Raw genomic sequence first — 21797 nt, forward strand, 5'->3', positions numbered from 1 at the left:
TTACATTCTCAAATAGAGAACGAATGATGGAACTCTCCGACCTGCACATCTTTCGAACCGTCGCCCGGGAGGGCGGCATCACCCATGCCGCGGCCAAGCTCAACCGGGTGCAGTCCAACGTGACGACGCGCATCCGGCAGCTGGAGGACAAGCTGGGCGTGGACCTCTTCCTGCGCCATGGCCGCAGGCTGACGCTGTCTCCGGCCGGCGACACGCTGCTCGCCTATGCCGACCGCATGCTCGACCTTGCCGCCGAAGCGCGCAACGCCGTCACCGACCGCGTGCCGCGCGGGACGCTGCGTCTGGGCTCGATGGAAAGCGCCGCCGCCGTGCGCCTGCCCGACGCGCTGGCGGAATTCGGCCGCCGCTTTCCCGACGTCACGATCGAATTGCGCACCGGCAACACGCTGGAGCTCGGCAACGCCCTGCTGGCCGGCGAGATCGACGCCGCCTTCGCCGGCGAGCCGCTGCCCGACGGGCCGTTCTGCCAGCTGACGGCCTATGTCGAGGATCTGGTCGTGGTCACGGGCCGCAATGTGCCGCTCGACGGGCCGCCCGGCAGCCCCTCGCGCACCATGCTGGCCTTCGAGCATGGCTGCGCCCACCGCAAGCGGCTGGAGGACTGGTTCGCGGCGCGCGACATCATTCCCGAACGCATCGTCGAGATGAGTTCGTATCACGCCATTCTGGGCTGCGTGTCGGTGGGCATGGGCGTCGCGCTTCTGCCGGCGGCGGTGCTCGGCACCATGCCGCAATCCGCCGCGCTGCAGGTCCACGCCCTGCCGGAGGGCCGCAACCGCGCGCGGACGCTGCTGGCGTGGCGCAAGGGCGTCACCTCGCCCAATGTCGAGGCGCTGGCGTCTCTCTACGAGGAGCCGGACGGCGCGCCTCAGCACATGATGCCGCGCAGCTCCTCCGGCGGTTCGTCCATCGGCTTGCCGGGCGAGCAGAACCACGAGGTGGGATAATCCAACGGCGTTTCGGTGCAGCGCGCCTCGGCATAGGCCTTGCGCTCGGCGCATTCTGCGCGGCTGCCATATTCGCGCGGCGACCAGCCGTCGATCTCATGGCCCGGCCGCCATTCTCCGTCGATCTCGAAGAAGACGTTGAGCCACCAGGAGCCCTCCTCGCCGATCGCCGGCGACGCCGTCACCAAGGCGCCCGCCGCCAGAAGCGTTCTGAATATGCGACCCGGCACGCGTTCCGTCCTCCCCGTCATCCGCCTCCCCTTTCCTGCCTATCCGCTCGCCCCGTCGGGTGCCATATTCGCGGCGGAACACATGCCGCCACGATGTTTCCCCAACGGAAGAAGGCGTCGAACCTAGCATCGGGCGGCATCCTGTTGAACCTGCAATCGCGAGCGACCAGATCGAACCAGTGACCGATTTCCCCGATCCCTTCATCCACCATCCCGTCCTGCGCTCCCGGATCATCGATCCGCATGCGTCGTCCTTCCGCGGCTTTGAGCCGTCGGACCTCGACGCGCAGATGAAGGCGCAGGGCATGCCGGACAACTGGCGCTACAGCGACGAGAAGCGCGAGGCGCTGCGGCGACAGGCGCTTGCGCGCCACAGCGGCGATCTGTGGGTGTTCGCCTATGGCTCGCTGATGTGGAACCCGGCCTTCCTCTTCGCCGAGGTCCGCCACGGCCGGATCGACGGCTATGAACGGGCCTTCTGCCTCTTCGACACGCGCGGCGGGCGCGGCACGGCCGACAAGCCCGGCCTGATGGCCGCGCTCGACGTCGGAGATCGTTGCGACGGCCTCGCCTTCCGCATCGCCGCCGACCTGGTCGAGGCGGAGACGGCGATCCTGTTCAAGCGCGAAATGCTGATGGGCTCCTACGTGCCGACCATGGTCCCGGTGGCGACCGGTTTCGGCACGGTCGACGCGCTGACCTTCGTCGCCAACCCCGCCGCCAAGACCATCCGCCGCGACATCGCGCGCGACGACCAGGTGCGCTTCATCGCGACCGGCACGGGGCGGCTCGGCAGCAGCCTCGAATATCTGGCGAACCTCGCCGACCACTTCCAGGCGCTGGGCATCGACGACCCGCATGTCTTCGGCCTGCTGGACGAGGTGCGCGCCTACCGCGCCGCGCACGGTCTTGCCGACGAGGGACCGGCCGCGACCTGATGACGCGGATCGTCATTATTGACCTGAACGTGGCTCTTCGGGCCGCCGGCATCTTGAATTTCGAGGAATAAAAGCCACATTCACACGCGGGGCACGGGACGAAAAAGATAGACGAATTCATGCATGTTGCGTGGATTTCCTGACAAGCGAAACGCATGCCTCTCCTCTATGCCATCGGTGACATTCACGGTCGACGCGACCTGCTGGAGCCTCTTCTGGCCGCGATCCGCGAGGATGCCGCGCGCCGGAAGCGCAAGCCGCGCCTCGTCTTCCTCGGCGACGTGATCGACCGCGGGCCGGACAGCCGCGGCACGATGGATCTCGTCATCGCCGCCCTCGGCGAATTTCGCGGGTCGCGCCTGATCCTCGGCAATCACGAGGAGATGCTGTTGCGTTTCGTCGATGACGACACGGATCGCGCCCGCACAAGGCGGCTGTGGCTGAACAATGGCGGCATGGAAACGCTCGTCTCCTACGGATTTCGCGCCCATCAGAGCATGGACGAGATCGCCCGCTGTTTCGAAGAGGATTTCGCCGGCCATCTCGCCGCGCTTCGCGCCGCCGCCTGGATGCTCAAGACCGATCTCTACTGCTTCGTCCATGGCGGCATCGACCCGTCGCTGCCGCTGGCGGCGCAGGATCCGGAGACGACCCGCTGGATCCGCGGCGAGTTCCTGAACTTCAAGGACCCGCTGCCGAGAACGGTCGTCCACGGCCACACGCCGACCATCTCCTCCGGGCCGGAGATCCACGTCAACCGGATCGCCGTCGACACCGGCGCCTTCCACTCCGGCCACCTGACTTGCGCGGTCCTGGAAGACGACGCCGCGCCTGTTTTCCTGAGCACTTCGGACCATGGCGACCATGTCACCGTGTCGAAGGTCGAGGCGCTTGACTGCCGGTAGAGCTCTCCGTCGGCGGCCATGCACGAGGCGAATGGCTGCCTTGCGGGACGGGCACTGCACAATGCCGCACTGCAGCATTATCTTGCCGGCATACAAGGAGACTACGAAATGGCCAACAATCGCTTCAAGGCAGCATTCGGACGCATCGCAGACGTGTTCGCCGTTCCCACCCGCCAGAAGATCGAAAACGACTATCTCGAACGCTCGTGCTCGATCCAGGACGTTGAGCGCCGCATGCGCGAGATCGAACGCGGCAAGTTCCGCAACTACTAAGGGCACAGGCACGGCCGGGCGGCTCGACCTCCATCCCGGCACAGATGCCCCCTTGCGAACCGGAAAAAACTTGGCAGGCTGACTGCATGTTCCGGTTCGCCCCTCTTCTCTTCCTCCTCTTTTCCTCCACGGCCGCCTCGGCCGGATCGCTCGACAGCTTCGCCGGCCGCTATCTCGGCTGCGCCGTCTCCGGCGGCGAATGGTCGCCGATCGAGACCGTGCTCGCGCTTTCCGGCGGCGGTCTGTCCGGCTCCTACGTCTTCATCGAATCCGACGGCCGCGAGGTTTCCGGCGACATTCTCGCAGGCCTGCCCTCCGGCGCGAACGGCGTGGCGCTGCGCTGGCGCGACCTCTATGGAGAGGGACCGGCCGTCTTCACCTTCTCGTCTGACGCCGCACGCTTCGACGGATACTGGATGGCCGACCAGGGAACCGATCGCTTCGCCTGGTACGGCGTGCGCGCCGATGCCGACCAGCCCGCTCCCGATTGCCGCATCCCGATCAGTTGAGACGACCGCTCCGCACCGCCGTTAACGCCGAAACGGCAAGGGGCTTGATCCACCGCGCCTAAGGGTGCGTAATAATTGCGGGAGAAACGATTCAGGGCGTCACGCAGACGTGAACTTTGTTCGCTTGCGCTGTCCGCCCGAAAGATGGAGCGTGGATCTCCGGATTTCGCGGGAAGGATGAGTTCGTTCGAACCGCGACGCCGTTCATGGACGACAGACAAAGGAGCCCCTCGTCATGTCCAGCCGCCCCACCCTGCTTCTCGATCTCGCACGGATCATGATCAAGCAGGCGAAGTTGCTCAAGGCGCAAGGCCTGTTCTCCGAGGCCCGTTCGATCGCATTGCGCGCGATCGAGCTCAACCAGGTCGGCCACGCCTCGACGCGCCTGCAGCCCGTACCCGTCCGCGCAAGGCGCCGCCGCTAACTCTCTTTCCGTCAGGAACCGGAGGATGACGCCTGGCTGTCGTCCTCGAGCATTTCCTTGACCGTCGTCGCCAACTGCTTGAGCGAAAAGGGCTTGGGCAGGAAACCGAACTTCGCGCCTTCCGGCAGGTTCTTCGCGAAGGCATCTTCGGCGTAGCCCGAAACGAAGATGAACTTGATGTCGGGATGCGTCTTGCGCAGTTCCGTCAGAAGCGTCGGGCCGTCCATCTCGGGCATCACGACATCGGAAACGACGATGTCGATCTGGCCCTCGAGCTCTTCCATCAATTCCAGCGCTTCCACGCCGCTCGAGGCTTCGTGAACCGTATAGCCGCGTGAGGTCAGCGCCCGCACGCCGCCCATGCGCACCGCGTCCTCGTCCTCGACCAGCAGCACGCTCGCCGTTCCGGAGAGGTCGCGCTTCTTCTCCGGCGCCGGGGCTTCCGCCTTCGGTGCCGGCTTCTGGTTGTCCGTGCTCACATGGCGCGGCAGGAAGATGCGGAACGTCGTTCCCTTGCCCACCTCGGAATCGGCATAGATGAAGCCGCCCGTCTGCTTGACGATGCCGTAGACCATGGAGAGGCCGAGACCCGTCCCCTTGCCCACTTCCTTGGTGGTGAAGAACGGCTCGAAGATCTTCTCCAGCACGTCGGGCGGGATGCCCGTGCCGCTGTCCTTGACCTCGATGAGGACGTAGTCGCCGGGCGAAAAGGCGCGATAGCCGAACTCGTCGCAGTCCTTCTCGAAGACGTTGCGCGTGCGTATCGTCAGGTCGCCGCCGTCCGGCATCGCGTCGCGGGCGTTGACGGCGAGATTGACGATCACCTGCTCGAACTGACCGAGATCGGCCTTCACGGACCACAGGTCGCGCCCGTGCTCGATCTGCAGATTGATCGCGTTGCCGACGAGCCGCGACAGCAGCATGCGCAGGTCGGCAAGGACGTCGGTGAGCGAAAGCACTTCGGGAAGCAGCGTCTGGCGCCGCGAGAACGCCAGCAACTGGCGCACCAGGGACGCGGCGCGGTTGGCGTTCTGCTTGATGTTCATGATGTCCGGGAAGGACGGGTCGGACGGTCGGTGGCTCGTCAGCAGCAGGTCCGACGCCATGATGATGGCGGTCAGGACGTTGTTGAAATCGTGCGCGATGCCGCCGGCAAGCTGCCCGACCGCCTGCATCTTCTGGCTTTGCGCCATCTGCCCTTCGAGCGCCTTCTGCTCGGTGGTGTCCATCGCGTAGAGGATGGCGGCCTCTTCCGTCGCATGCGCGCCGCCCGGCTCGCCATGTCCGCTGACCGCGTTGACGAAGACGCGCAAATGGCGCTCGTTGGTCGACGGCCCGATGACCGTGTCGAAGGGCTCGATCTTCGCCTGGTGCGCGCGCGCCGCCGCGAAGGCCTTCTTGAAACGCTCCACCGAATCGCCCTGCAGCAGCGCCGCAAACCGGATGCGGCCCGCCACGTCGTCGGCGCTCGTCACCGCCCCGAACAGGTTCATGAAGGGCGCGTTGGTCCGCAGGATTCGGCCTTCCATGTCGAGCGCGGCGATCGCCATCGGCGTGGAGTTGAAGAAGCGCGTGAAGCGCACTTCCGAAGCCCTTAGATCGTCGGTGCTTTCGCCGATCTCCGACCGGTTCAGGACGATCGTCAATGTCTGTCCGGGAAGCCCCTGCCGGGCTCCCTGCACCCGGTGGATCAGCTGGACCGGCACGCTGACGCCGTCGGCGCGCATCATGTCCACGTCGATGGTCGAGGTGCGCGTCGCGCCCCGGTCGGCGCGCACGGCGTTGACCATGGCCATGCCCTCGCCCGCGACCATGTCGGACACCGCGACCGACCCCGGCACGAAGGCGGTCAGGTCGATGCCGAGCCAGCTCGCCAGCGTCGCGTTGACATATTGAACCCGCCCCTGCGCGTCGGCCGAAAAGAAGCCGGCCGGCGCGTGGTCGAGATAGTCGATCGCCTTCTGCAGTTCGAGGAAGGTCTCCTCCTGGTCCTCGCGCTCGGTGGTGATGTCCACGAGGCGCCAGACCCTCATCGGGGCCTTGCGCCGCCCGACCGGCAACAGCCGCACCGAAACGCGATACCAGCGCGGCCCGCCCTCGCTGCGCTGCAGGCCGCTTTGCAGGCGGAACTCCTCGTCCGCCTCGTCGCCGCGAATCAGGCTGTTGGCGAGCCGGTAGACCGCATTCGCCGCGTCGTCATGGCGCGACAGGACCGAATCAGGCGGCTGAACGTCCTCGGCGCTCGTCGCGCCGGTCATCTCCCGATAGGCGTCGTTGAAATAGGTCAGGCTGCCGCGGTCATCGAGAATGCAGACTCCGTCGGGCATCGCGTCGGCATAGGCGCGACCCACATCCTGCACCCGGTCGCCATGGGCGAATTCCACGAAGCCGATCGCCGAGGCGAACAGGTAGAACACGCCCACCATCGCGAGAATGCCCAGCATGACGAGCAGGAAGGTCTCGTTAAGGGTATCGCGATAGAAGAAAAGGAAAGCGGCAGCCACAAGCGATGCGACACCGAGGATGAGAAGCCGAACGGCCGCGCTCGGCTGGTTACCCAGTGCGTCGAGCACCCTGTCCTGGCTCGCCATGGCAGGTTTTCCGGCTTTACCCATGTTCCTCTAGTCGCCCGCATTGGCGCTTGGACATGGGTTGAATCACAAAGATCCCCGGCGCGAAAGTCCCGGCGATTAAAATTGTCATGGCCATATGCTATTGCTAACACCTTCCGCGCGGCAGACCGGGCAAACCGCCGGATACACGAATGAGGACACGCGATGACTGAGTGGTTGACGCAACTGCTGGGCGAGACGGCCGCGACTTACACGATCTACATTACCGGCGGCATCATCGTTCTTGTCGCGCTCTGGATGGTGTGGAGCCTGAGCCGGCGAATCGCGCGCGGCATCCGCCTCAGCGGCAATCGCAGGCGGCCGCGCCTTTCGGTGATCGAGGCGGCGACCGTCGACGGCAAGCGCCGCGTCGTGCTGGTGCGCCGCGACGAGGTCGAGCATCTCGTCATGATCGGCGGACAGAACGACTTCGTGATCGAAAGCGGCATCGGCAAGACACAGGGCGAGGCGGCCCAAGGCGCTCCGGCGCGCGACCGCCGCCCGCGCGATCCCGCCGTGCCCGCCGCGCGCCCGCGCCCTGCTGCCGCGCCCGCCCCCCGGCCCGCGACGCGCCGCCAGCCCGTGGCGCCTGAAACGCCGGACCCGAAGGTCGATTCGCGGCCTGCCGCTGCCGCCGCCACAGCATTTGTCCGGCGCGAGCCGGATGTTCAGATGCCGCCGCCCGCCGCGCCCGTGGAACCGGAAATCCGGACACCGGCGCCCGTCCGGGAACAGGAAGCGGTTGCCGTCGAGGTGAAGCCCGTGCGCGTCGAGGCGCCGGAAGCGCCCGTCGCGGCTCCCCGAAACGAGCCGCGGGTTCGCGTTGCGCGCGCGGATGTCGATGCGGCGCCGGCAGCCGAGACGGCCGAAGAGGTCGCGCCCGTCCGCGAAACGCCGAGCGAGGAGGTGATTTCGGCCGAGGCCGTACAGGAGCCTGCCCCGGAAGCGCCTATCGATCCCGCCCCGGCGGAGGACGAAAGCGAGCAGCCGGTCGTGGCGGCGGACGCCGCCGAGCCGGAAGTCGGCGACACGGATGTGGAGGAAATCCAGGCGGTCATCGATTCGGCCCCGGTCCTGCCGCCCGTCCCGCCGCAGAGGCCCCGGCTTTCCCTGGTGCGGTCCCCGGCTCCCGAGCCGGAGCCGGAACCGGTTGCGCAAGCGAGCGAAGAGGCCGAGGTCGAACCGGCGGAAGCCCCGACGGCTGACGCTGAAACGGTCGCCGAACAGCCGGACGAGAGCGCCAGCGACGTGGCGGGCGAAGCCGATGACGAGCAGCCGCAGGACGCGGCGTCCGACGAGGCGCAGGAGGCCGCCGCCGAGGGCGAATCGGACACGCCGGCCGATCCCGACAAGCCGGTCCTGCCCGGAAACGCGGCGCTCGAACGCGAGATGAACCGCCTGCTCGCGCAGCTGGCGCAGAAGGACTGACGGCGAGCGAACGCCGATCCGAACAGAACGCATGAAACGAAAAAGGCGGGCCGTCGCAGCCCGCCTTTTTCATGTCTCTTGCCTGACCAGGCGCTCGGCCCGTCCGTGACGATCAGTCGTCGCGATAGACTTTCTCACGGCGTTCATGGCGCTCCTGCGCTTCAAGCGACAGGGTTGCGATGGGACGGGCGTCAAGGCGCTTCACGCCGATCGGCTCGCCGGTTTCCTCGCAATAACCATAGGTGCCCTCGTCGATGCGCTGAAGCGCAAGGTCGATCTTGTTGATCAGCTTGCGCTGGCGATCACGCGCTCGCAACTCGATCGCCCGATCCGTCTCCGAAGAGGCCCGGTCGGCGAGATCGGGATGATTGGAACTGTCGGATTGCATGTGATCCAGCGTTTCGCGCGCTTCACGCAGGATGTCGTTCTTCCAAGCCAACAGCTTCTTGCGGAAATAGACTCGCTGCCTGTCGTTCATGAACGGCTCGTCTTCAGCCGGTACATAGTCAGCAGGAATGTCTTTGAGTGCCACCGGAACTCTCCCAGCTGGATGCCTTTGCGCGCTCTATAGTCGCCTGACGCCCGGGCGGCAAGTTCCGTTTCGTCCAATTCCCACTTAAGTGATCAAGCCCTTGGAATCGCTCGAAATGCGAATGCGAACCGCTCGCGGGATCCGGAGGGCCCGTGGCGGCGCCGTCTTCCACAAACGTATGATTTGCGCTTGCCGCCTCCCCGGGGTAATCGCTTCGCATCGTGGCAGCAGGGAGTTTCCAAGTGAGCCGCCTTTTCTTGTTCCGCCATGGCAAAGCCGCTTGGGCCCAGCCCGGCATGCGAGACTTCGACCGGAAACTCGACGCGCGCGGCATCGAGGAAGCGACCACCATGGGGCAGTTGATGGTGGAGCGCGACCTGATCCCGGACATCGTGATGTGCTCGTCGGCGGCACGCGCCGTGGAAACGTTCGACGCCCTCAACCAGTCCCTGCATCTCGACAATTCGGTGCGCTACGACCAGAACCTCTACGCGACCGACGCGCCGGGTTATCTCGAGATCGCCGCAACGGCGGGTATCGACGGCGACGTCATGCTGGTCGGCCACAATCCGATGCTCGAGGACGCCGCGCTCGCGCTGGCCGCGGATGGCGACCACAGGGCGATCGAAGCCCTGCACAGGGGTTTTCGCACGGCGGCGCTGGCGGTCATTCGCTTCGACGGCCCCGCGTCGGTCTTCACCGACAAGACCGGCTATCTGGAGCATTTTCTGACGCCCGCCGAGGGCTGATCCGGGCTCAGGCTTTCGGCCGCCGCAATCAATACCTATATCCGGGCAACAACAAACGGCTCGGGGCAAGACGACAAGGTGGCAAGGCTGGTTTCGCTCGGCGATGAGGCGCTCATCGCGCTCGACACGATCGCCGGCAGGGCGACGGGCGTGTTCTCGCCCAGCCTGCGCATCGGGGTGACCGGCCTGTCGCGCGCCGGCAAGACCGTCTTCATCACCGCGCTGGTGCACAATCTGCTTCACGGCGGCCGCCTGCCGCTGCTGGACGTCGTCCACTCCAACCGCCTGGCGCGCGCCTTTCTGGAGCCGCAGCCGGATGACGGCGTGCCGCGCTTCGCTTACGAAACGCATGTCCGCGACCTCGTGGAGAACCGCGTCTGGCCGGATTCGACGCGCGCGATCTCCGAATTGCGGCTGACGCTGGAATACGCCTCCGCGAACCGATGGAACCGGCTGCTTCCCGGCGGGCGGCTGCATATCGACATCGTCGACTATCCCGGCGAATGGCTGCTGGACCTGCCGCTTCTCGGCAAATCCTACGCCGAATTCTCCGCCGAAGCGCTGGAACTGGCACGCAGCGGCAGCCGCGCCGCGCTGTCGGCCGACTTCCTCGCGCTGGCCCAATCCCTCGACCTGCAGGCGCCGGCGACGGAAGCGCAGGCGCAAGACCTCGCCGAGGCCTACAAGACCTACATGCAGGCCTGCCGTCATGACGGGCTTGCCCTTTCGACCCTTCCGCCCGGTCGTTTCCTGATGCCCGGCGATCTCGAAGGCTCCCCCGCGCTCACCTTCGCGCCGCTCCCCGGGCTTGCCGAGAAACCCGCCAGGGGTTCGCTTCAGGCGATGATGGAGCGGCGTTTCGAATCCTACAAATCCGTGGTCATCAAGCCCTTCTTTCGCCATCACATCGCGCGGCTCGACCGGCAGATCGTCCTGATCGACGCGATGCAGGCCATGAATGCCGGACCGGAGGCCGTACGCGACCTGGAGCGGGCGCTGGGCGACATCATGTCGTGCTTCCGTCCCGGCGGTCCCAGCCTGCTGACGGGCCTCTGGCAGCGCAGCATCGACCGGGTGCTCGTGGCGGCGACGAAGGCCGATCACCTGCATCACGAAGACCACCCGAAGATGGAAGCGATCGTGCGCCGCCTCGTGCAGCGCGCCATCGCGAAGGCCGGCATGCGCGGCGCGCGGGTCGAATCGCTGGCGCTGGCCGCCGTCCGCGCGACCCGCGAAGCGACGGTTCGGCAAGGCCGCGAACGACTTCCGGTGATTGTCGGCACGCCCATCGCGGGCGAGACGATCGACGGCGAAACCTTCGACGGCGAAACCGAGACCGGCATCTTCCCGGGCGACCTGCCGGACGATCCGGACGACATCTTCGCGGAGGACAGCGCGGCGCAGGACACGCACCGTTTCGTGCGTTTCCGCCCGCCGACGCTGGAACGTGACGCCCAGGGCGCGACATTGTCGCTGCCGCATATCCGGCTCGACAAGGCGCTGCAATTTCTGATCGGAGACCGCGTGACATGAGCGACGACGCCAAACGCCGCAAGCCCCGCGCCTTCACGGTCGAGAAGCCCGCCCCCGAGGAGGTGCCGCCGCCCGTACGGCCGGACGCGCCTGCCCTTCGGCGCAAACCGCGCGCGATCAAGCCCGGCCCCTCGCTCGCCATGGAGCCGGACGACTTCTTCGAGCAGGAGGCGATGACCGCCGATCAGGCGGTGATCAAGGACGTCGACAAGCGGGGCGGCTGGTCCTTCGGCTCGCTGGCGATCGGCGCGGCCAGCCTGTTCGTCAGCCTGGCGGCCGGCTTGTGGATCGATTCGATCATTCGGACCCTGTTCGAGCGCGCGCCGTGGCTCGGCTGGCTTTCGCTGGGCCTGGCGGTCTTCCTCGCCCTCGCCGTCATTCTCGTGGTCATCCGCGAGATCACCGCGATAATGCGGCTGCGGTCGGTCGATCTCCTGCGCAACGAATTGGCGGACGCGCTCGTCGGATCCGACCAGAAGCGGCTGTCCCGCGCGACGCGTGAACTCGTGCGGCACATGGCCGGCAACCCGAAGAGCGCTGCCGGACTGGCCGTGCTGCGCGACCAGCGCGGCGAGATCCTCGATGCGGCCGACTACTACGCGCTGGCCGAACGGGAATTGTTTCGGGGGCTCGACCGCGACGCCTCGCTGCTCGTCATGGGCGCGTCGAAGCGGGTTTCGGTGGTGACGGCCGTCAGCCCGCGCGCCTTTCTCGACATCGCCTATGTTCTCTTCGAGAATTTCCGCCTCGTGCGCCGCATGTCCGAGCTCTATGGCGGACGGACCGGCGCGTTCGGCAGCGTGCGCCTGCTGCGCAAGGTCGTGGGTCATCTGGCCGTCACGGGCGTGGCGAGCGTCGGCGACGGCCTCGTGCAGCAGGTGATCGGTCACGGCGTCGCCTCGCGGCTCTCCGCCCGGCTCGGCGAAGGCGTGTTGAACGGCCTGATGACGGCCCGCGTCGGCCTCGCCGCGATGGACGTCTGCCGCCCCGCCCCCTTCCACGCCGTCGGCCGGCCGAAACTCTCGGCAATTCTCGCGACGCTGACGGCTTCGCAGGAAGAAGAAAAGCGGCCTTCCGACAATACTCTGTAACACTTCGTGAGCCTCGGAAACCCGCTCTGGCTTTCAATGCAAAGTTTGTGTTAACCATTGCCGTCAATGATGCGATCACCGCACAGCCGATCATGAGAGCCGCTTGCCATGAAAATCCGTTCGATGGCCCTTTGTTTCCTCGCGACATTGCCCGTCGCAGCCACCGTCGCACCTGTCGAGGCGAATGAGCGCGAGTCGCGTTTCTTCCGGCAGATCGAAGGCAAGTGGCGCGGCCCGGGCGAAATCGTCGCCGGCAAATACAAGGGCACGAAGTTCACCTGCGAGTTCTCCGGCGAGACCCCGTCCAACAATCTCGGCATGACGCTGGACGGCGGCTGCCGCGTCGGTTTCTTCTCCCAGAAGATGAAGGCGACCGTGAAACGCAAGGGCCACGGCTATACCGGGACGTTCATGGACGGCTCCGACGGCGAAGGCCTCGACGTGACCGCGGGCGCGATTTCTCCCACCCGGGCTGTGCTGACGCTGAAGCGCAACCAGCTGGACGGCGCGATGCTGGCCCGCCTCGCCTCGAAGAACCAGCTCAACATCACCGTCTCGGTGACGGTTGGCGACACGCTGGTTCCGGTGATCGGGATGAAGCTCGACCGCGTCAAGCGCGTCGCGAACAAGTAAGCCGCTTCACGCTCACAGCACGATATCGGTGACTTTCAGCCCTTCGTCGGGAAGGGCTTCGGCATGTTCGCCGATCGTCCGCCCCTCCAGAACGAGATCGCCCGCGATATCGGCGAGCGGCGCCATCACGAAGGCGCGCTCCGTCATGCGCGGATGCGGGATCGTCAGGTTCTCGAGCGAAACCGGCGCCGCGCCGTATAAGAGGATGTCGATGTCCAGCGTGCGCGGACCCCAGCGGGTTTCCCTGACCCGACCGGCATCGCGTTCGATCCGCAAGACAAGGCTCAGCAAGTCAGGCGCGGAGAGAGACGTTTCGATGCGCACGCAGGCGTTGAGATACCAATCCTGCTCCACCGGCCCCCATGGCGGCGTGTGGTAGACGCGCGAAACGGCGGTCAGGCTGCAGGCCGGATGATCGTCCAGTTGCCGCAATGCCGCCCGCATCGAGGCCGCAACGTCGCCGACATTGCCGCCAAGGCCGAGATAGGCGACGACGCGCTCAGCCATCGGTCGCAGCATCATGCACGACGCGCACCTCGACATAGTCGAGCACGCCCGGCACCGGGGCATTCGGCTTGCGGACCGTGATGTCGGCGGTCACGATCTGCGGGAAACGGCTGCACAGGGCCTTGGCGATCTCCAGCGCGATCGCCTCGATCAGGAAGCGCCGCTTGCCGGTGACGATCGCCTCGATCTCGCGAAACGCCTCGCCATAGTCCACCGTGCCTTCGATGCTGTCGTTTTCGAGCGCCTCGCCCGGATCGACGGTCAGCACGGCGTCGACATAGAAGCGTTGGCCCAGGAATTCTTCCTGGTCGAACACGCCGTGGCGCGCGAAGAACGCGCAGTTCATCATGCGGATCTGGTACATCACGCTGTCAAATCCCGTTTGCGGTGAAACATCATACCGTTTTCTGCGCCAGGACCGCATCCGCGATCGCCAACGCATCGTGATTGACGCCGACGTCGTGGACCCGGAAGACGGCCGCGCCCGCCGCGCGCAGAAGCGCGGTCGTGGCAGCGGTGCCCACGTCGCGCTGTTTCGCGTCGCGCCCGGTCGCGTGACCGATGAAGCGCTTGCGGCTGGTGCCGACGAGCAGCGGATAGCCGAGCGCGTGCAGGGCCTCGAACCGCGCCATCAGCTGGAAATTCTCGTCGGCATCCTTGGCGAAGCCGAACCCGGGATCGAGAACGATCTGCGCGTCGCGCACGCCGGCCCGCGCCGCGATCTCAAGCGACCGCTCGAAATAGGCGAACTGGTCCTCGATCACGTCGGCAAGCTTCTCGCGCTCGCGCCCCGTGTGCATGATGCAGAGCCCTGCCCCCGTCGACACCGCGACGCGCGCGATATCCGGCTCGCGCTGCAGGCCCCAGACGTCGTTGACGACATGGGCGCCGGCCTCGACCGCCTTCTCGGCCGTGTCGGCCCGGTAGGTGTCGATCGAAAGGATCGTGTCTGCGAATTTTTCGCTCACGGCGCGCATCGCCGGCAGGACACGGGCCTGTTCCACGGCCGCATCCACGGCTTCCCCGCCCGGCCGGGTGCTTTCCCCGCCGATGTCCAGGATGGCCGCGCCCTCGCCGATCATGGCTTCGGCCCTGGCGAGCACGTCGTCGAGACCGGCGAGTTCGCCGCCGTCGGAGAAGCTGTCAGGCGTGACGTTGAGAATGCCCATCAAGAGGCCGGGCCGGCCGAGCACCAGCTCGCGTCCATGGGCAAGCGACCATGCACGCTGCGCGGGCCGGTCCGTGTCGGGTCGGGTCATTGAACCGCAGACGATGCCGCTGGCAGGCCTAGGCCTGCTTTTCGGGCACGTGGACGACGAGGCCGTCCAGTTCGTCCGTCATCTTGATCTGGCAGGAAAGACGCGAGACGGGCTTCGGCTCGAAGGCGAAATCCAGCATGTCCTCTTCCATGACGTCGGGCTTTCCGACGGTGTCGGACCAGGCGTCATCGACATAGACATGGCACGTCGCGCAGGCGCAGGCGCCGCCGCATTCCGCCTCGATGCCAGGAACGCTGTTCTTGACGGCGTTTTCCATGACGGTGGAACCGCTCTCGGCGTCGATCTCAAATCGGGTTCCGTCAAACGCGACGACGGTCAGTTTCGGCATTATTCTCTCCGGACGGGATAAGCGGGCGATGGCAGCCAGTCAGCCGCGACTTAACCCCAAGGCCGGCAAAGTCAACCTGCCGGGCGCCGGAAACCGCCCGAAAGGCCGGGCCTGCGGCGAAATTTCCGCGTGTTTGGCCGTTTCCGTCAGGTCCGTTGCCCGAGACCGAGAAAGGCGCTTATCCGCGATCGAAAAGCCGAAGGGCCGTGAACCGCACGGCCGGCCCTTCTCCACCGAAGCATCCGGTGTTCGATGCGCCCGCGGCGTCAGCGCAAGAGCGAAGCGATATAGTCGCGCACGGTCTCGACTTCGCGGAGCAGTGCCGTGACCGGCGCCGGATCGCCCGGCTCGCTCTCGATGCGCAGCGCACGGTCGGCCAGGCCGAACGCGCCAACCGCCTGCGCCGCACCCTTGAGCGTGTGCGCATGGCGCTTTCGCTCCTCGATGTCGGTCACGGTGCGCAGATCGTCGCCGAGTATGGCCGCCTGCCGGGAGAAGAGGCGAAGAACCTCCTCCTCCAGATCACGGTCGCCGCCGGTCTGACGCGCGAGAAAGACGAGGTCCACCGGTCTGCGATCACCACGCAAATCGCAGGGCGTGTCCGGTGGTGCGAAAATGGGGGCAGCGTTCATGTCCATCCAATCCCCTGTTGACCCGTTCATGATGCTGTCATCAAAAGGTGGCCGAGGGGTTAACCCTACGAAAGGTTATTCACGGGGCGCGAGGTGTCCCAAGATGATTCGCACACCGTTAACCTTTTCTTTAAACTTTTGCGAATTGGGGCATTCGTCAGTTCCTTTTTAACACCTGTCCCGTTACGATACGGGGTCACATGGGGGTGTCATGGCACCACAGTTGTGCCCTCTTTGTGGTGTGGAAGACGCGTATTTGTTTCATCCGGCGCTATGCGCCGGAACCAACCTGTATGAGTGAGGCGACGATGGCTGTGAACAAAAACGTTGCGAATATTGATCGCGACCTGGAAGCAGCGCTTGAGCAGGCACTTGAGGCCGGTCTGGACGACGAAATCCAGTTGGACGACGAATTGTCGCTCGACGATTTCGAAAGCCAGGTCGCACTGGCAGCGAGCGAACTGGCCGAAGAAAGCGACAACGAACCCGTCGCGCCCTCCTCAAAGAAGAGCGTGCCCGTTTCACCGGCCAAGCCGGAGCCGCCCAAGGCCGATTTCTCGCGTCCCGAACAGTCCCGTCCGGCGAAGGCCGAGCCCCGCTCCAAGGATGCGGGCAAGAAGCCCCAGCGCCCCGAGCAGCCGTCCCGCAAGCAGGCCGCCGCTCCGGCCGACAACGGCAAGAACAAGAACCGGCAGCCCTCCTTCAATCCCGCCAATGACGACGGCAGCAAGCTCGACTATTCCGCCATCCTGTCGCGGCTCCAGCGCGGTCCCGCGGGCGGCATGCATGTCGGCGCGATCATCGCCAGCGTGCTGTGGGCGATCGCCGGCCTGATCGTCGCGCAGATCACCTACGATTCCGGCGCCGCGACGATCTTCTCCGCCGACGGGCTGCGCAACGCGCCGGGCGCCGTCGGTCTTCTCGCCACCATCGTCGTGCCGATCATCGGCTTCTTCGCCATCTCGATGATGATCCGGCGCAGCCAGGAAATGCGTTTCACCGCGCAGTCCATGAGCGAAATCGCGCTGCGCCTCGCCGAGCCGGAAACGATGGCGCAGGAGCGCATCGTCACCGTCGGCCAGGCCGTGCGCCGCGAAGTCGCCGCCATGGGCGAAGGCATCGAACGCACGATCGCCCGCGCGAGCGAGCTCGAAGCGATCATGCAGTCGGAGGTCTCCGAACTCGAACGCGCCTATACCGACAACGAGGCGCGCGTCCGCTCGCTTCTGACCGACCTCGGCAACGAGCGCGAGGGCATCGTCACCCATGCCGAGCGCCTGCGCGCCTCCATCGCCGGCGCGCACGAGCAGCTGCGCGACGAGCTGACGGGCTCCGCGGACTTCATTCGCGACAATGTGCGCAACGCCTCCACGCAGCTGACCATGTCGCTGAACGACGCCGGCCAGTCCCTGATCGGCCGCATGGAGCAGTCGAGCAAGGCGGTCAACGAGACCATCGCCTCGCGCCTCGACGAGGTTTCGAACCGCATTTCGAACTCCGGCGAGGCCTTCGCCAGCCTGATCGACATGCGCATCGCCAATCTGAACGAACAGACCGAGGAAGCCAGCCGCCGGCTTGCGGATTCGCTGGAATCGCGGGCGACCAGCCTGGTGACGCTGCTGACCAGCACCACCACCAGCATGACCGAAGAGTTCGACGACCGCATGGCGAGCCTGGAGAACACCTTCAACTCGCGCGGCCAGCACCTCCTGGAGGATTTCGAAACCCGCGTTCAGGCGATCAATTCGGGAACCGAGAAGCTCAACTCCGCTCTCGACGCCCGTGCGCGCCAGATCAACGAGACGCTGCTCGAGCGCACCCGCGCGATCGCGGAAACCTACGCCTACGGCAACGCACAGGCCGGCGTGATCGCCGACAAGGCGAGCCAGGCCTTCGCCGAGCAGACCTCCGCCATGGAAACGTCGCTGTCGACGATCCTGGACGAGAAGTCCGCCTCCTTCGCCTCCAAGCTGAGCACGATCACGAACGACACCGCGCAGCAGATTTCCGTCAGGACGGGCGACTTCCTCACCCGCCTCGACGAGAAGACCACCGCGATCTACGGGGCCGTCGGCCACACGGCGGAGAAATTCGCCGAAGCCGTCGACCTGGAGACCGCGCGGATCGGCGAGGAACTGGGCAGCCGCACGCGCACCCTCACCGACGAATTGGGCCGCAAGGTGGAAGAGTTCGCCGGAACGCTGGACTCCCGCTCCGACGAGTTCGCCCGAACGGCAACCCGCTTCGGCCAGGAATTCGACGCCCAGGCCGGCTTGCTGGTCGATCGTGTCGGCGGCTACTCCTCCCAGCTCACGAACACGCTGGAAGAAAAGGCGCGCATGCTCAACGACAGCGCGTCGAGCTTCCGCGAATCGATCGAGGTCCAGGTGGAATCGGTCTCCGCGCGGCTGCATGAACGCGCCGCCCAGTTCGAGGAGCACACCAGCCGCTTCGACGAGAGCATCGTCAACGCGTCGGAAATGCTCAACACCCGCCTGCACAGCGGCATCACCGATTTCGAGGCGCGCGCCACGAATGTCGGCGAGAACATCGGCGCCCTCACCGAAGCGCTGTCGGATCGCATGATCGGCCACAACAGCCAGTTCGAGACGAGCGCCGCGCAGATCAGCGAAAGCATCGGCACCCTCACCGACGCCCTGTCGGACCGGTTGCTGCAGCACACCGAGCAGTTCGAATCGAGCGCGATTCGCGCCGGCGACAACATCGGTTCGCTCACCCAGGGCCTGTCCGACCGCCTGTTGGCGCACACGAGCCAGTTCGAGGAGAGCGCCGAGCGCGTCGGCCAGAACATCGGCTCGCTCACCGACGCCCTGGCGGATCGCATCCACCAGCAGACGGAGAATTTCGAGGAACGTGCCTCGCGCGTCGGCGACAACATGGGCGCGATCACCGAGAACCTGTCGGAGCGCATGCTCCAGCAGGCGGCGCAGTTCGAGGCCAACACCGCGAATATCGGCGAGAACTTCGGTTCCCTGACCGATGCGCTGTCCGAGCGGCTGAGCGCGCACACCGCGTTGTTCGAAGAGAAGTCTTCGACGTTCGGCGACACGATCGGAACCCTCTCCGACCGTCTGGCCGAGCACCTGTCGGAAAACACCAGCAAGCTCACCTCCGTTCTGGACGAGAAGACGGCCTTCCTCGACACGTCGCTGGAAGAGAAGTCCCAGCGCCTCACCGCGTCGCTCAGCCAGCGTTCGAGCACGCTGGTCGAGGAACTCAGCCACGCGACCAACGCTCTCGAGCAGATCCTCGCCCAGGGCAACACCCGCATCGAGGCCCTGCTCAACGAGCGCGCCGGCGGCCTGGAAGCGGCGATCGAGGAGCGCACGCGCGCAGCCGTCGACACGCTTGGCCGCAGCACGGAGGCTCTGGAAGAGCTGTTCGCCAAGAACACCAACATCGTCGACGAGCGCGCCGAAACCATGCGCAAGGCACTGTCCCTGGGCATCGAGAACGTGCGCAAGACGCTGGAAGACAGCGCCGGCCTGGTGGCGCGCACGCTGCGTGACAGCGTCGCCGTCGCCCGCGCCGAGCTGGAAGACGAAGCCACCAAGGTCGGCAGCGTGATCGACAGCCAGGGCAAGGACCTGACCGAGCGGCTCTCCGACCAGATTTCGGCGAACCAGGGTCGCATCACCGAGGTTCTGGCGGCAAACCAGAACGAGCTGGCCGAACAGGCCGCGCTCATCCGCTCGCAGTCAGAACAGATGCTGGAATCGCTGCGCTCCAGCGCACAGGATGCCTCCCAGATGATCGGCGGCTCCACCGAGGAAGCCATCAAGGCCTTCATCGCACGCACGGACGAAGTGTCGGGCATGCTCGCCTCGCATGCCGAGGGCCTCGGCACCCTGATCGACGATTCCACGCGCCCGCTGCTGGAACGCCTGACCAAGGACGGCAGCGAACTTGCCGAGCAACTCGAGCAGGCGACCACCGCCGCGACCGAACGCCTGAAGGCCGAGAACGCGGCGCTGATCACCGCGATCGCACGCCGCACGGCCGATACGGTTTCGGCCGTCGAGCAGGCCCAGAGCGGACTGGTCGAGAATGTCGACGCCCTGATCAATCGCCTCTCCAGTTCCAATTCGAACCTGGGCGAGTTGATCCGCGAGGCCCGGAACAATCTCGGCCAGATCGACGGCCAGTTGTCCGAAACCACGTCGAACTTTGCCGACAAGGCCAACCGCGCCGCGGATTCGATCGCGAGCTCGGTCAACGTCCTCGACGGCAACATGTCCCGTCTGGGCGACGTGTCCAGCCGGACGCTGGAAGAGGTCGCCTCGATCGCCGCGCGCTTCGAAGAGCATGGCAAGGTGCTGGCAAGCGCCTCGGATCTGCTCAACACGGCCCAGAGCGGCGTGTCGGAGCGGCTTGAAGAGCGCCGTGAAGCGCTGGAGAACCTGTCTCAGGGTCTTGTCAGCAAGTCCGAGGAGATCGGCAATCTCATGCGCTCCTTCGAGAGCGTGGTGACGGACGCCTTCAACAAGGTCGAGGAACGCACCCGCAAATCCGCCGACGAGTTGTCCGGCCGGCTGCGCGAGGCGGCCCAGGAAGCCGAGGGAACGGCGCGCTCGTCCGCGGCAGCCGTCTCGCAGAATGTGGGCGAAGTCATCGAAGCCTCGCTCAAGCGCTTCGAGGCGGCCACCAGCGAGATGCGTCGCGTCGTCGGCGACATGAGCAAGGAACTCACCCAGACGCGCGAAGAAGTCCGCAAGGGCATCTTCGAGCTGCCGGAAGAGACGCGCGAATCCACCGGTGCGATGCGCCGCGCCGTTTCCGAACAGATCAACGCGCTGAAGGAACTGTCGCGCATCGTGGAGAGCTCCGGCCGTGCCTTCGACGTCGGCGGCAGCGACGACCGTCGCGGCAAGCGGCCCAATCTTCAGCCTGTACCTTCGTCGTCCGGCGGCGGATCCTCGGCTGCCGTGAAGGTGGCGCCGCAGCAGCAGCCCGTCAGCAATGTGGCTCCGCGCGCGCAAGGCTCCACGGCGCAGGCGACCGCGACGATGCGCGCCCCGCAGGAGGATGCCGACAAGGCGGAGAAGCAGCAGGGTGGCTGGGTCAGCGACCTTCTGCGCCGCGCTTCCAAGGAAGAGCAGCCTGCCCCGCGTCCGGCGCAAAAGGCCGACCAGTCGCGCGAGCCTCTGCATGCCGTGGAATCGCTCAACTCGCTGTCCGTCGACATCGCTCGTGCGATCGACCATGACGCCGCGATCGAGCTGTGGGAGCGCTACCGCCGCGGGGAACGCAACGTGTTCACGCGCCGGCTCTACACGCTGAAGGGCCAGCAGACCTTCGACGAGATCAAGCGCAAATATGAGCATGACGGCACGTTCCGTGCGTCCGTCGACCGCTATATCGGCGACTTCGAACGGCTGCTGCGCGACGTCGCCAAGAACGACCGCGACAACATGATGACCCAGACCTACCTGTCGTCCGACACGGGCAAGGTCTACACCATGCTGGCGCATGCGGCTGGCAAGCTGAAATAAGCGCTGCCGCGATCGCGACACAGAAAACCGCCGGGCTGACACCAGCCCGGCGGTTTTTTCATTTCCAGCAAGTGGCGATCAGATCAGAGGCGCCCTGTCACCCAGACGACGATATCGCTGGCGACGTCGGCGAAAGCGCGGTCGATCGCCGCGACATAGGCCTCGTTGCTGCCGTCGACGGCTGTGATCCGCTGTTCGAAGACCCGCTCGCTGGCAACGACGCCGTTGCGATCGTTGAGGATCTTCACGGCGATCGCGACATGCGCGGAATTCGCGCCGGCATCCACGCCGAAGGAACGGATTTCGGTGACGATCTGATAGTCGATCGCAAGGCCCTGCCCCGGCAGCCCGACACCCTTGAACCGATCGGAGTTCTGGAACGCCTGCACGAGCCGCATCTGAACCAGCCGAGGCAACCGGTCGCTCCATTGCGACCGGCCGAGATAGCGGATCGTCAAGGGATCGGTGCGGACAACGATGTTCTGAGAATCGAGCGCTTTCAGCGCTTGCGGCTCGGCAACCAGAATCTGCGTGCCGCGACGCACCGGTCCGGCCTTGCTGATCGTCGGAACACCCAGCTCATAGGTGTCAGCGCTCGGCATGACGCCGCTGATGGCGCTGCATCCCGCCAAGGCGAGAGACACCAAGGTGACCTGTCCTGCGCGCAGAAGTTTCATCGCGACCTGTAACCCTGTGGACGGCTGGCGAGATC

At 65.9% G+C, this 21797-nt stretch carries 21 protein-coding genes; 12 read left to right on the forward strand and 9 right to left on the reverse strand.

Annotation, left to right across the window (positions count from 1 at the left end; translation table 11 throughout):
* Positions 1-23 precede the first annotated feature (23 nt).
* Complete coding sequence (locus tag MRY80_RS19665) at positions 24-968, forward strand: LysR substrate-binding domain-containing protein (RefSeq protein WP_293292786.1); 945 nt, start codon at positions 24-26, stop codon at positions 966-968.
* Here MRY80_RS19665 and MRY80_RS19670 read toward each other — a convergent pair.
* Entirely contained in the window at positions 890-1219 is a 330-nt protein-coding gene (locus MRY80_RS19670) for a hypothetical protein (protein WP_293292787.1), read from the reverse strand. The genes MRY80_RS19665 and MRY80_RS19670 overlap by 79 nt on opposite strands.
* Before the next feature lie 158 nt (positions 1220-1377).
* Here MRY80_RS19670 and MRY80_RS19675 point away from each other — a divergent pair, with 158 nt between their 5' ends.
* The 5 genes from MRY80_RS19675 (at position 1378) to MRY80_RS19695 (ending at position 4247) form a co-directional block, all read left to right on the forward strand.
* Positions 1378-2136, forward strand: a complete 759-nt coding sequence (locus MRY80_RS19675) for a gamma-glutamylcyclotransferase (protein WP_293292788.1) — start codon at positions 1378-1380, stop codon at positions 2134-2136.
* A gap of 155 nt (positions 2137-2291) precedes the next feature.
* A complete protein-coding gene (locus MRY80_RS19680; RefSeq protein ID WP_293292790.1) occupies positions 2292-3041 on the forward strand; it encodes a metallophosphoesterase family protein in 750 nt (249 codons plus the stop codon).
* A gap of 108 nt (positions 3042-3149) precedes the next feature.
* Complete coding sequence (locus MRY80_RS19685) at positions 3150-3314, forward strand: hypothetical protein (RefSeq protein ID WP_293292792.1); 165 nt, start codon at positions 3150-3152, stop codon at positions 3312-3314.
* A gap of 86 nt (positions 3315-3400) precedes the next feature.
* On the forward strand, positions 3401-3823 hold the full coding sequence (locus tag MRY80_RS19690) for a hypothetical protein (RefSeq protein WP_293292793.1): 423 nt from the start codon (positions 3401-3403) through the stop codon (positions 3821-3823).
* Positions 3824-4058: 235 nt separating this feature from the next.
* Positions 4059-4247, forward strand: a complete 189-nt coding sequence (locus MRY80_RS19695; protein ID WP_293292794.1) for a hypothetical protein — start codon at positions 4059-4061, stop codon at positions 4245-4247.
* Between the two features lie 11 nt (positions 4248-4258).
* Here the strand turns inward: MRY80_RS19695 and MRY80_RS19700 are convergent, their stop codons facing one another.
* A complete protein-coding gene (locus MRY80_RS19700; RefSeq protein ID WP_293292795.1) occupies positions 4259-6838 on the reverse strand; it encodes a PAS domain-containing sensor histidine kinase in 2580 nt (859 codons plus the stop codon).
* 186 nt (positions 6839-7024) lie between these two features.
* Here MRY80_RS19700 and MRY80_RS19705 point away from each other — a divergent pair, with 186 nt between their 5' ends.
* Positions 7025-8287 (forward strand): flagellar biosynthetic protein FliO, encoded by a 1263-nt coding sequence (locus MRY80_RS19705; protein ID WP_293292797.1) that lies wholly within the window; start codon positions 7025-7027, stop codon positions 8285-8287.
* Positions 8288-8399: 112 nt separating this feature from the next.
* On the opposite strand, the gene dksA is transcribed toward MRY80_RS19705, so the two are convergent.
* On the reverse strand, positions 8400-8765 hold the full coding sequence (gene dksA, locus MRY80_RS19710; protein ID WP_293293054.1) for an RNA polymerase-binding protein DksA: 366 nt from the start codon (positions 8763-8765) through the stop codon (positions 8400-8402).
* A gap of 296 nt (positions 8766-9061) precedes the next feature.
* Here dksA and MRY80_RS19715 point away from each other — a divergent pair, with 296 nt between their 5' ends.
* From MRY80_RS19715 to MRY80_RS19730, 4 genes are all read left to right on the forward strand, one after another.
* Complete coding sequence (locus tag MRY80_RS19715; protein ID WP_293292798.1) at positions 9062-9568, forward strand: histidine phosphatase family protein; 507 nt, start codon at positions 9062-9064, stop codon at positions 9566-9568.
* Positions 9569-9646: 78 nt separating this feature from the next.
* Positions 9647-11101, forward strand: a complete 1455-nt coding sequence (locus MRY80_RS19720; protein WP_293292799.1) for a YcjX family protein — start codon at positions 9647-9649, stop codon at positions 11099-11101.
* On the forward strand, positions 11098-12192 hold the full coding sequence (locus tag MRY80_RS19725) for a TIGR01620 family protein (RefSeq protein WP_293292801.1): 1095 nt from the start codon (positions 11098-11100) through the stop codon (positions 12190-12192). Before MRY80_RS19720 ends, MRY80_RS19725 begins: the two co-directional genes overlap by 4 nt.
* 108 nt (positions 12193-12300) lie before the next feature.
* Positions 12301-12825, forward strand: a complete 525-nt coding sequence (locus MRY80_RS19730) for a hypothetical protein (RefSeq protein ID WP_293292802.1) — start codon at positions 12301-12303, stop codon at positions 12823-12825.
* A 12-nt stretch (positions 12826-12837) separates the two neighbouring features.
* On the opposite strand, the gene folK is transcribed toward MRY80_RS19730, so the two are convergent.
* The 5 genes from folK to MRY80_RS19755 form a co-directional block, all read right to left on the reverse strand.
* Positions 12838-13332, reverse strand: a complete 495-nt coding sequence (folK, locus tag MRY80_RS19735; protein WP_293292804.1) for a 2-amino-4-hydroxy-6-hydroxymethyldihydropteridine diphosphokinase — start codon at positions 13330-13332, stop codon at positions 12838-12840.
* Positions 13325-13696 carry a dihydroneopterin aldolase gene (gene folB, locus MRY80_RS19740; protein ID WP_293293055.1) on the reverse strand — a complete coding sequence of 124 codons (372 nt, stop codon included), beginning with the start codon at positions 13694-13696 and terminating at the stop codon, positions 13325-13327. Before folB ends, folK begins: the two co-directional genes overlap by 8 nt.
* 31 nt (positions 13697-13727) lie before the next feature.
* Positions 13728-14591: a dihydropteroate synthase gene (gene folP / locus MRY80_RS19745; RefSeq protein ID WP_293292805.1), complete on the reverse strand. Its 864-nt coding sequence runs from the start codon at positions 14589-14591 to the stop codon at positions 13728-13730.
* Positions 14592-14619: 28 nt separating this feature from the next.
* The gene (locus tag MRY80_RS19750; protein WP_293292806.1) at positions 14620-14940 is read right to left on the reverse strand and encodes a 2Fe-2S iron-sulfur cluster-binding protein; all 321 of its coding nucleotides are present in this window, start codon (positions 14938-14940) and stop codon (positions 14620-14622) included.
* A 266-nt stretch (positions 14941-15206) separates the two neighbouring features.
* Complete coding sequence (locus MRY80_RS19755; RefSeq protein WP_293292807.1) at positions 15207-15572, reverse strand: Hpt domain-containing protein; 366 nt, start codon at positions 15570-15572, stop codon at positions 15207-15209.
* A 308-nt stretch (positions 15573-15880) separates the two neighbouring features.
* On the opposite strand from MRY80_RS19755, the gene MRY80_RS19760 reads away from it, so the two are divergent.
* On the forward strand, positions 15881-21085 hold the full coding sequence (locus MRY80_RS19760; RefSeq protein WP_293292808.1) for a hypothetical protein: 5205 nt from the start codon (positions 15881-15883) through the stop codon (positions 21083-21085).
* Positions 21086-21168: 83 nt separating this feature from the next.
* Here MRY80_RS19760 and MRY80_RS19765 read toward each other — a convergent pair whose 3' ends face one another.
* A complete protein-coding gene (locus MRY80_RS19765) occupies positions 21169-21762 on the reverse strand; it encodes an ABC-type transport auxiliary lipoprotein family protein (protein WP_293292809.1) in 594 nt (197 codons plus the stop codon).
* Positions 21763-21797: the final 35 nt, after the last annotated feature.

The sequence above is a fragment of the Oricola sp. genome (assembly GCF_022763245.1).
In the GTDB taxonomy this organism is placed as follows: domain Bacteria; phylum Pseudomonadota; class Alphaproteobacteria; order Rhizobiales; family Rhizobiaceae; genus Oricola.

Bases quoted from the DNA above. Each gene is read 5' to 3' on its own strand.
- MRY80_RS19665 (WP_293292786.1), top strand. From the start codon at position 24: ATGATGGAACTCTCCGACCTGCACATCTTTCGAACCGTCGCCCGGGAG.
- MRY80_RS19670 (WP_293292787.1), bottom strand. From the start codon at position 1,219: ATGACGGGGAGGACGGAACGCGTGCCGGGTCGCATATTCAGAACGCTT.
- MRY80_RS19680 (WP_293292790.1), top strand. From the start codon at position 2,292: ATGCCTCTCCTCTATGCCATCGGTGACATTCACGGTCGACGCGACCTG.
- MRY80_RS19685 (WP_293292792.1), top strand. From the start codon at position 3,150: ATGGCCAACAATCGCTTCAAGGCAGCATTCGGACGCATCGCAGACGTG.
- MRY80_RS19690 (WP_293292793.1), top strand. From the start codon at position 3,401: ATGTTCCGGTTCGCCCCTCTTCTCTTCCTCCTCTTTTCCTCCACGGCC.
- MRY80_RS19695 (WP_293292794.1), top strand. From the start codon at position 4,059: ATGTCCAGCCGCCCCACCCTGCTTCTCGATCTCGCACGGATCATGATC.
- MRY80_RS19700 (WP_293292795.1), bottom strand. From the start codon at position 6,838: ATGGCGAGCCAGGACAGGGTGCTCGACGCACTGGGTAACCAGCCGAGC.
- MRY80_RS19705 (WP_293292797.1), top strand. From the start codon at position 7,025: ATGACTGAGTGGTTGACGCAACTGCTGGGCGAGACGGCCGCGACTTAC.
- dksA (WP_293293054.1), bottom strand. From the start codon at position 8,765: ATGAACGACAGGCAGCGAGTCTATTTCCGCAAGAAGCTGTTGGCTTGG.
- MRY80_RS19725 (WP_293292801.1), top strand. From the start codon at position 11,098: ATGAGCGACGACGCCAAACGCCGCAAGCCCCGCGCCTTCACGGTCGAG.
- MRY80_RS19730 (WP_293292802.1), top strand. From the start codon at position 12,301: ATGAAAATCCGTTCGATGGCCCTTTGTTTCCTCGCGACATTGCCCGTC.
- folK (WP_293292804.1), bottom strand. From the start codon at position 13,332: ATGGCTGAGCGCGTCGTCGCCTATCTCGGCCTTGGCGGCAATGTCGGC.
- folB (WP_293293055.1), bottom strand. From the start codon at position 13,696: ATGTACCAGATCCGCATGATGAACTGCGCGTTCTTCGCGCGCCACGGC.
- folP (WP_293292805.1), bottom strand. From the start codon at position 14,591: ATGACCCGACCCGACACGGACCGGCCCGCGCAGCGTGCATGGTCGCTT.
- MRY80_RS19750 (WP_293292806.1), bottom strand. From the start codon at position 14,940: ATGCCGAAACTGACCGTCGTCGCGTTTGACGGAACCCGATTTGAGATC.
- MRY80_RS19755 (WP_293292807.1), bottom strand. From the start codon at position 15,572: ATGAACGCTGCCCCCATTTTCGCACCACCGGACACGCCCTGCGATTTG.
- MRY80_RS19760 (WP_293292808.1), top strand. From the start codon at position 15,881: ATGGCTGTGAACAAAAACGTTGCGAATATTGATCGCGACCTGGAAGCA.
- MRY80_RS19765 (WP_293292809.1), bottom strand. From the start codon at position 21,762: ATGAAACTTCTGCGCGCAGGACAGGTCACCTTGGTGTCTCTCGCCTTG.